The 14,698-nt window shown below is 70.6% G+C and carries 12 protein-coding genes, 1 tRNA gene and 1 pseudogene; 7 read left to right on the top strand and 7 right to left on the bottom strand.

Going from position 1 to position 14,698, the window contains the following annotated elements:
* The first annotated feature begins 187 nt into the window (after positions 1–187).
* The 3 genes and pseudogenes from A6A06_RS31715 to A6A06_RS31705 all read left to right on the top strand — a co-directional run bounded on the left by A6A06_RS31715 (position 188) and on the right by A6A06_RS31705 (position 4,069).
* Entirely contained in the window at positions 188–907 is a 720-nt protein-coding gene (locus tag A6A06_RS31715; RefSeq protein ID WP_073765814.1) for a hypothetical protein, read from the top strand.
* A 67-nt stretch (positions 908–974) separates the two neighbouring features.
* Positions 975–2,680, top strand: a pseudogene (locus A6A06_RS31710) (FG-GAP-like repeat-containing protein).
* A gap of 246 nt (positions 2,681–2,926) precedes the next feature.
* The gene (locus A6A06_RS31705) at positions 2,927–4,069 is read left to right on the top strand and encodes a hypothetical protein (protein WP_073766083.1); all 1,143 of its coding nucleotides are present in this window, start codon (positions 2,927–2,929) and stop codon (positions 4,067–4,069) included.
* A gap of 50 nt (positions 4,070–4,119) precedes the next feature.
* Here the strand turns inward: A6A06_RS31705 and A6A06_RS31700 are convergent, their stop codons facing one another.
* The 3 genes from A6A06_RS31700 to A6A06_RS31690 are packed head-to-tail and all read right to left on the bottom strand — an operon-like array spanning position 4,120 to position 5,438.
* On the bottom strand, positions 4,120–4,602 hold the full coding sequence (locus A6A06_RS31700) for a hypothetical protein (protein ID WP_073765812.1): 483 nt from the start codon (positions 4,600–4,602) through the stop codon (positions 4,120–4,122).
* A complete protein-coding gene (locus A6A06_RS31695; RefSeq protein ID WP_073765810.1) occupies positions 4,596–5,006 on the bottom strand; it encodes an ATP-binding protein in 411 nt (136 codons plus the stop codon). Before A6A06_RS31695 ends, A6A06_RS31700 begins: the two co-directional genes overlap by 7 nt.
* Before the next feature lie 45 nt (positions 5,007–5,051).
* Positions 5,052–5,438 (bottom strand): hypothetical protein, encoded by a 387-nt coding sequence (locus tag A6A06_RS31690; protein WP_242441035.1) that lies wholly within the window; start codon positions 5,436–5,438, stop codon positions 5,052–5,054.
* A 186-nt stretch (positions 5,439–5,624) separates the two neighbouring features.
* On the opposite strand from A6A06_RS31690, the gene A6A06_RS31685 reads away from it, so the two are divergent.
* From A6A06_RS31685 to A6A06_RS31675, 3 genes are read left to right on the top strand one after another with little or no spacing between them, the layout of a single operon-like run.
* Entirely contained in the window at positions 5,625–6,725 is a 1,101-nt protein-coding gene (locus A6A06_RS31685) for a hypothetical protein (protein ID WP_073765808.1), read from the top strand.
* Between the two features lie 13 nt (positions 6,726–6,738).
* Positions 6,739–7,407 carry a YdcF family protein gene (locus tag A6A06_RS31680; RefSeq protein ID WP_073765806.1) on the top strand — a complete coding sequence of 223 codons (669 nt, stop codon included), beginning with the start codon at positions 6,739–6,741 and terminating at the stop codon, positions 7,405–7,407.
* Positions 7,349–8,158, top strand: a complete 810-nt coding sequence (locus A6A06_RS31675; protein ID WP_079194467.1) for a WbqC family protein — start codon at positions 7,349–7,351, stop codon at positions 8,156–8,158. Before A6A06_RS31680 ends, A6A06_RS31675 begins: the two co-directional genes overlap by 59 nt.
* A gap of 600 nt (positions 8,159–8,758) precedes the next feature.
* Here A6A06_RS31675 and A6A06_RS31665 read toward each other — a convergent pair.
* The 4 genes from A6A06_RS31665 to A6A06_RS31650 form a co-directional block, all read right to left on the bottom strand.
* Positions 8,759–8,831, bottom strand: a tRNA-Lys gene (locus tag A6A06_RS31665).
* A 251-nt stretch (positions 8,832–9,082) separates the two neighbouring features.
* Positions 9,083–11,356, bottom strand: a complete 2,274-nt coding sequence (locus tag A6A06_RS31660) for a DEAD/DEAH box helicase (RefSeq protein ID WP_073765804.1) — start codon at positions 11,354–11,356, stop codon at positions 9,083–9,085.
* Positions 11,357–11,662: 306 nt separating this feature from the next.
* Positions 11,663–12,211, bottom strand: a complete 549-nt coding sequence (locus A6A06_RS42290; protein WP_199931283.1) for a hypothetical protein — start codon at positions 12,209–12,211, stop codon at positions 11,663–11,665.
* 294 nt (positions 12,212–12,505) lie between these two features.
* Entirely contained in the window at positions 12,506–12,856 is a 351-nt protein-coding gene (locus A6A06_RS31650; protein WP_073766077.1) for a metallopeptidase family protein, read from the bottom strand.
* Positions 12,857–12,999: 143 nt separating this feature from the next.
* Between A6A06_RS31650 and A6A06_RS31645 the strand changes: the two genes are divergently transcribed.
* The gene (locus A6A06_RS31645; protein WP_073765802.1) at positions 13,000–14,649 is read left to right on the top strand and encodes a metallophosphoesterase family protein; all 1,650 of its coding nucleotides are present in this window, start codon (positions 13,000–13,002) and stop codon (positions 14,647–14,649) included.
* Positions 14,650–14,698: the final 49 nt, after the last annotated feature.

The following is a 14,698-nucleotide window of genomic DNA, read 5'->3' as shown; positions in this document are numbered from 1 at the left end:
ATGCATCTTCACAGTCCTTCCTGCGAGTACTGTGACCTGACTGTTGACGCAGGCGAGGGTATTCGATCCGGCCATCCAATCGCTTCCTGGGACCTCTTAATTGAGGGCGATCAAGCCTGTCAATTTCGCTCGAAAAAGAGCGTCCGGCGCATTGTTCTCCAGATTCGGAACAGGTGGGGTTTTCGCTATGTACACCCAAGAACGCACGGCGATGTCGAATTTGGTGGTCGGCGGACCAGTGGCGGTGAACAGCTACGACAACGCAATCGTGGCGGCACTGCTCGAAAACCGGCCGGTCATGCTCGTCCACGCCTTCAACGGCGGCTACCTGCGGCCCGCCGAGCTGACGGAGGCCAGCCACGACAAGGGCGTCCAGCTGGCCACGGCGCTCGACCCGGACACCAAGGAGGCGCAGGGCCACCTCTGGTACATCACCCCCGGCGGCTTCTTCGGGCAGCGACCGCTGTACTACATCGAGAGCGCCGCGGGCCAGGTGTCGCCCGAACCTGCCGGCACAGGCGAAGCCGACGCGGGCCGCGGCGACGACGGCGCGCCGAAGCCGCAGCGCAGGCGCGTCACCGCTCACCAGGAGGCCCCGAAGAGTACGGCCGACACCGTCCAGGTCGGCCTGCCCGACGAGGTCGGCGACAAATGGCGCGGGAAGAACGGCGCGCCGGAGGACACCCAGCTCTGGGTCGTGACGGTGACGCCGTGGGGCGGGATCACGTTCGTGCCGATCACCCACCCCGACGCCATCCTCGGGTTCAAGGACCATGCGGTGACGGCCGACAGCGAGGTGCGTCTCACCTACAACTGGGGCGGGGACTTCACCGGGACGGTCATCAACACCTTCTACCCGCGGCTGCCCAGCGAGTGGAGTGTCCCCTACCACCACGTCTTCACGTGATCCGCGGCGACCGTCGCGCCGAGCCCGTCCCGAGCCAACGCCCGTACCGCCTGGAAGAGGCACCACGATGCCCGTGCCCACGGAAGAACTGAAGCTGGAGATCGTCAACGCCGCCACGGGGAAGACCCTCGGCGCCAAGGCCGCGCCGAGCGCGGACGGGGCGCTCGTAGTCCGCGACTTCCCCGATGGCGGCCCGAGCCCGGAGCAGTGGCAGCTCGCCCCCGTACAAGCCACGCAAGGCGAGCAGGCACCGGACGACCAGACATATGTGATCCGCAACGCGGTCAGCGGCAAGGTACTCGACAACCCCGCCGCCGCAGACGGCGGCGTGCGCGAGTGGGACGCCTCCGACGGCAACGAGAGCCAGCAGTGGCGCGTCGTCCCTGTTGAGGGCGGAGCGGGCCTCTACTTCATCGAGGGCGCGGCCGACGACACCGTTCTCGACCTCGCCGACCCCGACGAGGACGGCACCCGGATCATTCTGCGCGCGCACGATGACAGCGCGGAGAGCCAGCGGTGGCGGTTCGTCCCGGCCGAGCCCGAGCGCACCAGCGATCCCGTGCTGCGCTGGGCACCACTGAGTCACTGGAACGGCCGCCAGTCCTGGCGGCTGGCCCGCTCGACCGCGTTGCGACCCGCGCCGGACGCGACGCCCTCCTTCAGCGACATGCTCCTGGTCCTTGAGCAGTTCGGCAGCGACGAGGACGCCGGAGAGTGGAAGAGCGAAGGGGCCACCCTTCCCCAAGCTCTCGGCTTCGCTCGAGCAGGGGATACCCCATTCCCCGGCGGGCAACCGGGGTGGTGGGCCGGGGCCGGTGCGCGGTTCCTCGCCGACACCACGGGAGCAGGGCGGGCGGACATCGTAGGGCTCAAGCCCGTGGAGGGAGCCGTGGCGTCGTCCAGCAGAGGCGACGGCACGTTCGACGACGAAGAGCGCGTCCTGCACCCACCCGTACCCTCCACGAGCCCCGAGGATCTGTGGACCCTCGTGGACATGACGGGCGACGGCAAGCCCGATGTCGTCGTGCTTTGCGCTGACGGTGTCCGGGTGGCCCCTCGGGACGAGCAGGGGCGTTCGCGCCCGCGGACGGCGAGCCCGCCGTCACATCGTTCGGACACGGCGAGCAGGCAGGTGGCTGGCTTGCCGACAAGCACCCTCGCTTCCTCGCCGACACCACCGGTGACGGCAGGCTCGACATCGTCGGCTGCCACGACGACGGCGTCTGGGTATCACTCCAGGACGAGGACGGGACGTTCGCCGACCCCTTGTACGTCCTTGACGACTTCGGAGTCGACCAGGGGTGGACCTCGGTCGAGGAACACCCCCGGTTCCTGATCAAGACCACCGGTGACGGAGCACCGGACATCGTCGGATTCGGCCCGCTGGGCGTCGTCGTCTCACGCGGCCGCGGCGACGGCACCTTCGAGCCCGCGAAGCTCGTCCTGAACGACTTCGGGCTCGCCCAGAAGTGGACAAGCAGGAAGCACCTCCGGTTCCTCGCCGACGCCACCGGCGACGGCAAACCGGACATCATCGGCTTCGGCGACGAGGGGGTCTGGGTGTCGCACAGTCGCGGTGACGGTCAGTTCGAGCAGCCCCAGTTGGTGTGCCGGGGGTTCGGGTACAACGAGGACGCCGGCGGCTGGCGGGTCGACCGCCACCCCCGCTTCCTCGCCGACATCACCGGTGACGGGCGCGTCGACATCGTCGGCTTCGGCGGCCCGGGGGTGTACGTGGCCCGGAACCTCTTCCGCCGCTTCAGGACCCGATAACCCTCGGAACCCGTCAATCCGCCCCGGCTTGCGGCCTGGCACGCCTTCGCTTGCGAGGCCGCACGTCGAACAACCTCGGCTACGGAAAGAGGTCGCGGACACGGCAGAAACTGACAAGCAGGCGGCGGCCGCGGTCGCGATGCGTACATGCTCCCGCGGTCGGACGATGACCGTCGCGAGCACAAGGCAGTGACGAGCTGGCAGATTTCGCTCCGTGCCCCTGCGCGGCCCTGGCACGCTGAGGGCGTGACTTACGCCGTGACGGTGGACACCAGCATCCCGGTCGGATCTCCCGAGATGGACGCGCTGCAACGAGCCGGCGCTGTGGCACTCCTCGAAAAGGGAATCAGCGCCGTGGAAGGCATCGAGGGGCCGGACGGTATGGAGGTCGACATCTTTGAGTCGATCGTGGCCGTTCATCCGGGCGGGGCGCTACTGACGATCTTCGTTGATGCTCCGGCGCTGGAGTTCGCCGAGGACTCGGTGCAGTCGGTGGTGGGCGAGCTGCTGGAGCGCAGCGAGCTCCTGGCCGAGTGGACAATCGACCGGTGCGAGGTTCAGCTGCACCCGCAGCTGACCCAGGAGAGCCTCGACGCCGCCGACGGCCCCGACACTCCGCCGACCGACGCAGCCGCTCGTAAGGCCCACCATGCCACGAGAAGCGGCGACAGCGACGGCCAGGACGATTACGACGCGGAAGCAGAGGCGCAGGCCGTCCGGAGCCGGATGCTGACCATGTCCGCTGAGCTGCGCTCCTTCCCGCCGGTCATGTTCGGCGTGCTCGACCCCGAGGACGAGGACGGCGAAGAGGAGGACGTAGAGGCCGGAGTACTGCCGGAAGATGCCAAGCTGGCCGCCGGCGCTCTGGTGTACGGGGCCCATCTGCTGGTGGACGAACTCTTCCAGGACGTGCAGACCCTCACCCAGACGCGCAGCAACGTCGCTGAGTGCGAGAGGCCGCTGTGGTTGCTGGAGGAGCTTCCCGACCGTTACGCCCCTGAGTACGACGCGCACTTCGCACGCCGCTTCCTGGTGACGGCGATCGCCATGACCACCCGCTTCACGCACGGGAGTTTCCAGCAGCTCAGCTGTCTCGCGGAGGAGCTCGCCCTGAGACTTCTGCTGCGCGAGGCGAACGTCAGTCTGGAGACGTTCGGTCTCATGGATGAAGGTGTGGCAGCGGCCCTTGAAGCATTCGCCGAGAACGTCTACGAGGACATGGACCACGAGTGGCTGTACGACGACTCGGTGGATGAGATCGGCGAAGACGCGGCAGGAGAGGCTTTCGGTGTCACGCCCATGGCGATCGGCTCGTGGTTCACTCCCTTCAACGAGGGCCGGTACGTCCACCCGTACGCAGTAGAAGCACCGGAGGACGCGGCGCAATGAAGTAGCTGGTGCTCACAGTCCTGCGCCTGGCTGTTCGATTCGATCGGTACTCAGGCTGGGCAGACGACACCGAACAGGAGGTCGCTACAGGCGAGCGTGGCATTCAAGTAGGCGTCTACATCGGCCAGGTCGGCGCTTCGCGACAGTGGTGCCAGTCCGACGGTGATCACAGCCTGGCCGTTGCGGCGGACGTGCTGGGCCCAGCCGGGGCGGACCGGTAGCCGTACGCCGTAGCGGGTGCCGTCGAAGCGCAGCAGGACCGTCGTTGGGTTCACCATGAGGAGCTTGGCGCCCAGGTTCGGGACGCGTTCTTGCGGCGTGGCCAGGCCGCCCAGGGCATCGGCGATACGTCGCATTCGTACCTCGATGACTGCCGGTGTTTCGCGGGCGGTGCGGCCTGGAGGGTGGGCCAGGAGGAGATGGGCGAGCGGGGTGTCGGCCGGGTCGAGGCCGAGCCACGTCCAGGCGCCCAGTGCGGCCAGGAGGCCCGGACCGGGAGCGGTGATGGTCGGTGGGGTGCAGGTGGTCAGCATGGTGCCTTCTTCGGTGCCGGGGTGGTCTTGAAGCGGGACCAGACGGTCTTGCCGACCGTGTCGTGCTCGGTCACGCCCCATTCGTCGCTGAGAGCCCCGAGCAGATGCAGGCCGCGGCCGACGGTGTCCTCGCTGGTGGGGTGGCATAGCCGTAGGCGACGGGAACTGGGGTCACCGACTTCGATGCAGACGGCGTCGTCCTCGGCGGTCACTGTCACGGTGAAGCCATGGCCAGGGACCGTGCCGTGGGTGACAGCGTTGGTGGCCAGCTCGGAGACGCACAGGCGAACATCGTCGGCCCTTCCATCCAGCTCCCAGAGGGCCAGGGTGCGGTCGACGAAGCTGCGGGCCCGGCCGACGGACTCGGGAACGGCGGGGAACGTTCTACGTGCGGAGTCGGGCATGGGGAGCCTCATGTTTCGGCGTCCTGGGCCGGTGTGGGGTGTGGATCACGTTCCCAGGACGGCTTCGTTCGGCGTTGGGCAGCCTTGCCGCTGCGAATCAGCAGCAGACGGGCTCCCCCCCGATCCGGTGATCTGCCGCTTGCGTTCGGCCGCTATCGGCCTGGGGCCCAAGTGGGAGGCTGCGGGGAGTACGACGGCGTAGGCGTCCGGCAGGGCCAGCGCGTCCAGGAGGCCGGTGAAGGCCGCAGTACGTGTGCACGCACCCGACTCACGCTCGATGAACAGCCCGCCCAGCACCAGTTCGTGGCTGCGGCAGTACTCCGCGAGGGCATCGGTCAGAGCGGTCTGCCGGGCGGTGGCTGCGGGGGCGAGCCTCAGGAAGCCGTAAACGAGCGGGCCGTTCACCGGGCGGTGCTCCGTGAGAGGTTCCATATGCGTGACCGTCCAAGGATGCGGAGGGCGGGGAGACACCGGGGCGGACCGCGAGGTTCCGGCCGGCCCTTCGAGAGTGGCCCGCACCCGACCGACGGGGTATGACCGGCTGTTGTACTTCCGTTGCACTTGCGTGCCCCCGCACCCGTGCCGCGTGCTTCCATGCTGTCCGGAAAGGAGCAACGCGTGGCGACCGTGCACCACTGGACCGGGCTGGAGGCCCACGCCCTGCGCCTCGCCCTGCGGATGAGCGTGCGGGCCCTGGCCGAACATCTCGGGGTCGCTGCCCGTACCGTCGCCAAGTGGGACAAGCTCCTGACCGCCACCGAGCCCCGCCCGGACACCCAGGCCATCTTGGACACCGCCCTGGCCCGTGCGGACGCCGCGGTGCACCTGCGCTTCGAAACCCTCCTGTCGGAGGCCGGCCGCCCCGGTCAGGTGCTGGGGCGCCGCGTCACCGCTTCAGGCCCGCGGGCCTGGGAGTACGAGTCCTGGACCGACGACCTGGACCGGGTGGTGGTCGCCCTCTCCCGCCAGAACTTCGCCTTCGCCGACAACCTGCTCAGCCGCTGGCTGGAGCGCTTCGAGCCACCGGAGCTCGACGACAAGGGCCTGTACCTCTTCGCCCGCTCCACCGCCTTGCGCGGCGACCTGCACCGAGACCAAGGCGCCGTGCTGGGCCCGCTCTCGGCCCAGCACTCCTACACCGGCGCCCGCTCGCTGTTCACCCAGCTCGACATCCCCCGCCGCATCGCACAGCTCGACCTGTCCCTGGCGGTGATCGCCGAGATGTCGGGCCGCCTGGAACTGGCCGCACGCCACTACGAAACCCTGGCCGTAGACGACCGCCTCTCCCGCCGCGACAGGGCCCGCGCCCGGCTGTGGGTGGGGACCGCACTGAGCAAGGACGGCAACCACGACTACGCCTCCCGCGTCATGACGGCCGCCACCCGTGACTTCGAAGACCTGGCCGAACCCGACGACTGGTCAGTGGCCCACCAGAAGCTCGCCCTCGCTCACCGTGGCGCCGGCGACCTCACCCAAGCCCTGCACTTCATCGACATCGCCCGCCGCACCGGCACGACCGACTCACCGATGCAACGCGTACGTCTGGACACCGCCCACGGTCACATCCTGCTCTCCGACCCGGCCACCCGGAATGATGGACTGCAGGTCCTCGACCGCGCCGCCAAGGTCGCCGCCCAGTACGGCATGAGCCACCAACTGGGCAGCATCGAGGGCATCCGGACCACAAGCGAGGGGGCAGGCCGCCCCCGGCGACGGTGACCAGGGAGAACGAGTGACGGACAAGCAGCGGACCATCACCGAAGACCAGTGGCACAACGCGAAACTCATCTGGGACTTCCACCAGATGCACCACCAGCTCAGGCCCTGCGATGTGGCCATCGGCCTGGGCAGTCACGATCTTCGCGTCGCCGCCTTCACCGCCGAGCTCTACCACGCCGGCCTCTTCCCGACCCTGATCTTCACCGGCGGGAACAGCCCCAACACCGCCACCCGCTTCCCGCGCGGCGAGGCCGTCCACTTCCGCGAGCACGCCCTGGGACTCGGCGTCCCCGATACCTCGGTCCTGATCGAACCGAACGCTGCCAACACCGGCCAGAACATCGCCTTCTCCCGCGAGGTGCTGACCGCCGCCGGCATCACCCCGAAGTCGGTACTGCTGACCGCCATGCCGTACATGGAACGACGTGCCTATGCCACCTGCCGCAAGGTCTGGCCCGAGGTGGAGGTGGTGTGCGCGTCCGAACCGCTGGAGTTCGACGACTACCTCAAGGCGATCGGCGACGAGGCATTCGTCACCGACATGCTCGTCGGCGACATGCAGCGGGTGATCGAGTACCCCAAGCTCGGTTTCGCCATCGAGCAGGACGTCCCGGAGGACGTACATGCCGCCTACCGGTCACTCATCAAGGACGGCTTCGACAGCCGCCTCCTCGCCTCCTGACCTGCCGCCGCCGGGCGGGCGGTGCGCGATCCATCAGCCCAACTTCTTCCCGCGGCTGTCCACCCTCGCCAAGCTGTTCGCCGCCGATTACTGGATCGTCCTCGACGACGTACAGTTCGCCCGCCGCGACTACCAGCACCGAGCCCGCCTGGCAGCCCTGAACGACCCGGCGCGGCGGCAGTGGCTCTCCCTACCCACGCACCTGCCCAACGGCCGGTCGACCACCATCCGCGACGCGGAGATCGTCGACCCGGTCCGAACCCGCCGCCGTATCCAGCACACTCTCCAACACTGCTACGGAGCCAGCCCGTACTGGCTACTTCTGCGGCCGGCTCTCACCCCGGTGCTCGACTTGATCATCACCAGCGGCAGAACCGCCGCCGTCGCCGAAGCCTCCACCCAGGCACTCCTGGAGGCCCTCGGCTGGCCCGGCCGCATCCTGCGCAGCAGCGCACTGACTTCCCGGCCGGACCGGACTGAGCGTCTTGTCGACCTTGCTGTTGCCACCGGCGCAACGACGTACCTGTGCGGCACAGGCGGTATGCGGTATCTGAGGACCAGCCTGTTCGATGCCTGGGGTGTCACCGTCACTCCATTCCGCACCCCGGGGGCAGGAGTCTGGGCAGGGGGCCGTGAGGTCAGCGCACTAAGCCTCTTGGCGCGCCTGGGCCCTCTGTCTCTGTCCGCCGAATTCCGTGCATTGGCGGCTGGCCCGCCTGGCCTCGCCAAAGGGGCAACGGCCGTGCCGTAATCGTCTGCGACGGCAGGTGCGTGCCGGTGAGTGGGCGTCGTCGAGTGTGCGCTGGTCAGTTGCTTGCCGTAGGAGCTGATCGGCCCGGCCGACGCCGATTACCCCGATCTCACACATCGCAGAGTTGCTGGAGGAGGTGGCTGACGAGAAGGCCACGCTGCCGGACGCCGAGGCGCCCCGGCGGCAATTCCGTCACGGCTTGGACCTGACCGGCTGCCTCACCGTAGGCGAGTAGCTGGACGAATGGTTCGCGGCTGCACCCGGAGACGGCCTCCGACGCCTTCCACTGCGTCCCGGCAGCCCCGGTCTCCCGCTGATCGCCCATCATGATCTACGACACGTCACCGCGCCCCTCACCCATGGCAGAGGCGGCGACCTCCACACGATCAAGGAAACGCTGCGGCACTCCACGATCACCCTGACATCGGACACATACACGAGCCTGCTGCCCGAGCCCGTTATCCGGAGCAGCGAGTGCCGGACCGTCCGCTCACGCATCACGCACGCAGGAGCCGGAAAGCGCCGCAGCGCCCCGGTCGGACGAGTCCGACCGGGGCGCTGCGTAGCAGGCCGAAGGGGGTTTCCCCCGGCCTTCTGCGGTGGGCCATCAGGGGCTCGAACCCTGAACCAATGGATTAAAAGTCCACTGCTCTGCCAATTGAGCTAATGGCCCGCACCGAGCAGCATAGCCCGCGTTCCCGCCGCAGCCCGAAGGCATTACCCATCGGGCTGCCGGAGGCACTTCGTCCGCTTCTTGGCGGGCGTGGCGTGCGGGTCTGCCGTGCGGCGGGGTGCGCGGTCAAGGGGCCGCGCGGGGAACGGAGTTGAGACGCGGGGCCCGCGCGCGCTTTCGTACCGGAGTACGGAAGCGCGGCGCGGGCCCCGCGGTCGCAGAGGCGACGCCGTCAGGCGTCACGGTCTCCGTCAGCCGTTGCGCTTCCAGCGCGGCTTGTCCTCGCGGCGGCCGAAGGAGCTGGTGCCGTGGCCGCGGTGGTCGTCACGACGGCCCTGCGGGCGGTCGCCGCCACCCGAGCGGTAGCCGCCCGAGGAGGGGCGGTCGTCGCGGCGGTCGCGGTTGTACGGACGGTCGCCGCCACCGGAGCGGTAGCCGCCGGCGGAGCGGCCGCCGGAACGGTCGTCGCGGTTGAAGGAACGGTTCGGGCGGTCGCCGCGGTCGCGGTTGAAGCCACCACCGGAGCGGTCGTCGCGACGGTCACGGTTGAAACCGCCACCGGAACGGTCGTCACGGCGGTCACGGTTGAACCCGCCACCGGAACGGTCATCGCGACGGTCACGGTTGAAGCCACCGCCCGACCGGTCATCGCGACGGTCACGGTTGAAACCGCCACCCGACCGGTCGTCACGACGGTCACGGTTGAAACCGCCACCCGACCGGTCATCACGACGGTCACGGTTGAAGCCACCACCGGAACGGTCATCGCGACGGTCACGGTTGAAACCGCCACCCGACCGGTCATCGCGACGGTCACGGTTGAAACCGCCACCGGAGCGGTCGTCACGACGGTCACCGCGGTCGTTGTCCCGGCGGTCCCGGCGCTCGTAGTTGCCCCGCTCGTCGCGGTACGAGGAGCGGCGCGGCGCCTCGTCGGCCTCGGGGGCGGCCTGGGCCGGTACGACGGCCTCGGCGGCCTCCTCCACGGCGGCCTCGGCGGCGGCGACCGCCTCCTCCGGGTCCTCGCCCCGCTCACGCGCGGCGCGGGCGGTCAGGCGGTTGGCCTCCTCGCGCAGCTCGGTCGCCCGGCGCTGCGCGCGCTCCAGCTCACGGGAGAGCTCCTGCGCCTCGCGCTCGGCCTGCTTGGCGGAGTTGGTCGCCGAGTCGGCCTGCACCTCGGTGAGCGAGCGGGCGCCGGTGATCCGGGCCACGTCCTCGTCGAAGGCGCCGGCGCCGCCGACGATGTGACGCGAGGCGTCCACGCCCGCGTCCTCCATGAGGCGGAAGATCTGGCGGCGCTGGTGCGGCAGGGCCAGCGAGACGACCGTGCCGGACTGGCCCGCACGGGCGGTACGGCCGGAACGGTGCAGGTAGTCCTTGTGGTCGCCGGCCGGGTCCACGTTCAGGACCAGGTCGATGCCGTCGACGTGGATGCCGCGGGCGGCGACGTCGGTGGCGACGAGGACGTTGACGTAACCGTCCTTGAAGTCGGCCAGCGTGCGGGTCCGCGCGCCCTGCGTCATGCCGCCGTGCAGCGCGTCGGCGCGCACACCGGAGTCGCACAGCTGCTCGGCGACGCGGTCGGCGCCCAGCTGGGTGCGGACGAAGATGATGGTGCGGCCCTTGCGGGCGGCGATGGCGGCGGTGACCGGCGCCTTGTCCTTCGGCTTCACGACCAGCACGTGGTGGGTCATGGTCGTGACCGCGCCCTGGGCCGCGTCGACCTCGTGGGTCGCCGGGTTGGTCAGGTAGCGCTTGACCAGGGTGCCGATCTCGTTCTCCATCGTGGCGGAGAACAGCATGCGCTGGCCGCCGGACGGAATCAGGTCGAGCAGCTCGGTGACCTCGGGCAGGAAGCCCAGGTCGGCCATCTGGTCGGCCTCGTCCAGGACGGCGGTCTCGACGTCGTCCAGCGAGCAGGCGCCGCGGTTGATGATGTCGCGCAGCCGGCCGGGGGTGGCGACGAGGACGTCGACACCGCGCTCCAGCGCGTAGATCTGGTTGCCCATGGACGTACCGCCGCAGACGACCTTGAGCTTGAGGCCCAGGACGTCGCCGTACGGCTGCAGTGCGTCGCTGACCTGCATGGCCAGCTCACGGGTCGGGGTGAGGATGACGCCGCGCGGGCGCTTCTTCGCCGTGTTGCCGCCGGCCAGGCGGCTCAGCAGCGGCAGACCGAAGGAGAGGGTCTTGCCGGAGCCGGTACGGCCGCGGCCGAGGATGTCGCGGCCGGCGAGCGCGTCGGGGATGGTCGCGGCCTGGATGGGGAACGGGGTGGTGACACCGTTCGCGGCCAGCTTGCGGACGATCTTCTCGTCGAGGCCGAGGTCACCGAAGGTGATCTGCGGGGCGCTGTCCTCGGCACCTTCCTCGACGTCGGCGTCGATGTCGGCAACGGCCTCGGCGGCCGCCTCGGTCATCTCGGCAGGCGTCTCGACGACGGCCTGGTCCTGCGGCTGGTCCTGCTGGGGAGCCGCCTGCTCATCGGCTGCGGGCAGGACGGACTGATCAGTGGAAACAGACATGCGAAATGCGAAACCTTCCGGAGTCTCGGCACAGGCACGCGCCCAAACTCCGTGAGAATTCACAAACGACCGCCTCAATGCGGTCAGCCACGGCAAGGGAGAGAACGCGCCACACGGCGCTGCATCATGCGCCGGGCAAATGGGATCAAACGATCTACCACCATACTCACTCCGACCCCCGGAAGGCAAATGCCCTCCCGAACCCCCGTTCCCCACCGCGCCCGCCCGGCCACTCGGCCCGCTCCGACCCCCGCCCTGCCACCGGCCTCCCCCGCCCCGCTCGACCCACCCGACCCGCCCGCGCCGCTAACCCCCGCCCTCCGGGTTCGAAGGGGCGGGCGGGGCGGATGACGGGGTCGGCGCGGGGGAGCTCGGCTGCGGGTCCGGGCTCGCGCTCGGTGTCGGCCTGACGGTCGGGGTCGTACGGGGCGGCTGGGCGGTCGACGAGGGCCGGCCGCCGCCGGGCCGCGCGGGGACGGGGGCCGCGGGGCCGGATCCGGGCGGTCCGGCCTGCTCGGGTCCCGGCGCGGCACCCGACGCCGGTTCCGGTTTCGGCTCCGCCTCGGCCGCCGACGGCGTGTGATCGCTCGCGGGCGCCCCCGCGTGCCCCTCCACGCCGTGCCCGCCACCCGTACGCCCCATACGGTCCGGGCTCCCGCCGCGGCTGTCCACCGTCCCGCCGTCCGGCGCGGGCCCGCCGTCGGGCCGCGCGGACGAGCCCGACGGCTTGGGCGGCTCCGCGTCGCTCACGCTCATGCAGCCGCTCAACGACGCGGCCAGGGCGGAGGCGGCGGCCACGGCGGCGGCGAGACGGGTCAGGGCCGGGCCGGGAAGGGGGGTAGCGATCGGGCGCACGGGCGGGACCTCCGGATCCGGAGCGCGGAGACTGCGGAGATGAACGCCCTGCCCAACTCCCGCCGACCGCCCAAGGACACGCGCCGTACGCACGAGATCGCGTCCGTACGGGCCCGATCACCGCCCCGGACACCACCGGCACCACCCCGAACGCCGCGAATGCCACGAACCGGCCGGGCCCGTCCCGCCTTCGGTGCCGCCACGAACCGGCCCCCGGGCCCACTCGCCCTACGTACGGTCCACCCGATCCACCTCGGACCGCCCCGGACCGCCCCGGTCCAGCCCCCGCCCCGATCAGCCGTACCCCAGCGCGTGCAGCCGCTCGTCGTCGATCCCGAAGTGGTGCGCGATCTCGTGCACGACCGTCACCTCCGTCTCCGCCACCACGTCCTCCCGCGAGTCGCACATCCGCAGGGTCGGGTTGCGGTAGACGGTGATCCGGTCGGGCAGCACGCCCGCGTACCACTCGCCGCGGTCGGTCAGCGGTGTCCCCTCGTAGAGCCCCAGGAGCTCGGGGTCCCCGGCCGGGGGTTCGTCCTCGACGAACACCGCCACGTTGTCCATCAGCCGTGTCAGCTCCGGCGGGATCCGGTCCAGCGCCTCGGCCACCAGTTCCTCGAACTCCTCGCGCGTCATCTCCAGCACACCGCCCATTGTCCGCCACACCACCGCACGGCAGCATTACCGCGCGGCGCCCGGCGCTCTCCGGTACGGCGCCCGGCGCTCTCCGGTACGGCACGGGCCGCTCTCCGGGCATGACGGGCGCGGCCCCCGGGAATACGCGCCCAATGGCCCGTGTCGCGCCGCCCGGGGACTCCTCCCCCGGCTCTCCCGTGCTCCGGCTGCTCCGTGCCTCGCTGGCCCGGGTGCGGGGCCTTCCCGCCGCCGTCCTCCACGACTACCGCTCCCACCACACCGCCCCCACCAGCACCCTCACACACACCCCGCATCCGTACGCCCGCGCCCTCGGCCTGCTCACCGTCACCCTGCTCGGCGCCTGGCTGGGCCTGCTGATCGTCGGCAGTATCCACGCACCGGTCGGGCCGGTGGACACGAACATGACACTGCGCCCGTCGCTCTCCGGCGGCACGAAGATCAACGTCTCGCCGCTGGGCGCCCTGGAGCTGCGCAGCCACTCGGCCCCGATACGCCTCGATGTCGACGTGGACCGGCTGGATCCCGTCCGGTCCCAGGCCCTGGTCGACCACCCGGAACGGTTCGCCGGCCTCCAGGAGCAGGTCACCCGCGACGTCGTCAGCGGTACCGGCACCCTCGCCTTCCGCTCCTGTGTCGCGGTGGTCTCGGGCGCCACCGCGCTGGGCCTGGCCGTGTACCGCAGGCCGCGCCGCGCGCTCGCCGCGGGCGGGCTGGCGCTCGCGCTGCTGGCGTCGTCGGGCGCCGCCGCGTACGCCACCTGGAACCCGAAGTCCGTCCTGGAGCCGAAGTTCTCCGGGCTGCTGTCCTCGGCGCCCTCGGTGGTCGGCAACGCCCGCAACATCGTCAGCGAGTTCGACGTCTACCAGCGGGAGTTGGCGCGCCTGGTGACAAACGTGACCAAGCTCTACGAAGCCACCTCGACCCTGCCCGCCTACGCGCCCGACCCCACCACGATCCGCGTGCTGCACGTCTCCGACATCCACCTCAATCCGGCGGCCTGGCAGATCATCAAATCGCTGGTGAAGCAGTACAAGATCGACGTGATCATCGACACCGGCGACACCATGGACCACGGCTCGGCGGCCGAGAACGCCTTCCTGGACCCGGTCGCCACGCTCGGCGCGCCGTACGTCTGGGTGCGCGGCAACCACGACTCCGCCACGACGCAGCAGTACCTCGCGGGCCGCGGGAACGCCACGGTCCTCGACGGCGGCCGGGCCGTCAGCGTCGGCGGGCTGCGTATCGCGGGCGTCGGCGACCCGCAGTTCACACCGGACCGCTCCGTCGTCGCGGAGGGGGACTTCTCCGAACGCACGGCGGGCGGCAAGCTGGCCGACTCGCTCCGTACGCAGCGGCTCGCGGGCACGCCCGTGGACATCGCGCTGGCGCACAACCCGGTCGCGGCGTCCGAGGCGGACGGCCTGGCACCGCTGGCGCTGGCCGGCCACGTCCACCACCGCGAGAACACGGTGCTCCCCCGGGGCACCCGGCTGATGATCGAAGGCTCCACGGGTGGCGGCGGGCTGCGCGCGGTGCAGGGCAAGAAGCCCGCACCCGTCCAGGCGTCCGTCCTCTACCTGGACCGCCGGACGCGGCTCCTCCAGGCGTGGGACGAGATCACGCTCGGCGGGCTGGGCCTGTCGAAGGCCGAGGTCAGCCGTCATCTGCCGCGGGAGAACCGGCCGGGGGCCACCCCCTCTCCGGACACCGGCTCCCCCGGGACCCGCTCCCCGGCGGCCTCGTCGGCCCCGCCCGGTGCGCCCTCCCCCGGTGCCCCGTAGGTCCGCGGAACGGCCGGGGCGCACGGCGCGCCACCCGCCCCGGCCGCCC

The organism is Streptomyces sp. CB02923 (genome assembly GCF_001905005.1).
GTDB lineage: Bacteria > Actinomycetota > Actinomycetes > Streptomycetales > Streptomycetaceae > Streptomyces.
This window is presented reverse-complemented; position numbering and strand designations above follow the sequence as displayed.

Coding starts and splice junctions, on each gene's coding strand:
- A6A06_RS31715 (WP_073765814.1), top strand. CDS start 188: ATGTACACCCAAGAACGCACGGCGATGTCGAATTTGGTGGTCGGCGGA.
- A6A06_RS31700 (WP_073765812.1), bottom strand. CDS start 4,602: ATGCTGACCACCTGCACCCCACCGACCATCACCGCTCCCGGTCCGGGC.
- A6A06_RS31695 (WP_073765810.1), bottom strand. CDS start 5,006: ATGCCCGACTCCGCACGTAGAACGTTCCCCGCCGTTCCCGAGTCCGTC.
- A6A06_RS31690 (WP_242441035.1), bottom strand. CDS start 5,438: ATGGAACCTCTCACGGAGCACCGCCCGGTGAACGGCCCGCTCGTTTAC.
- A6A06_RS31675 (WP_079194467.1), top strand. CDS start 7,349: ATGCCGCCTACCGGTCACTCATCAAGGACGGCTTCGACAGCCGCCTCC.
- A6A06_RS31660 (WP_073765804.1), bottom strand. CDS start 11,356: ATGTCTGTTTCCACTGATCAGTCCGTCCTGCCCGCAGCCGATGAGCAG.
- A6A06_RS31645 (WP_073765802.1), top strand. CDS start 13,000: ATGGCCCGTGTCGCGCCGCCCGGGGACTCCTCCCCCGGCTCTCCCGTG.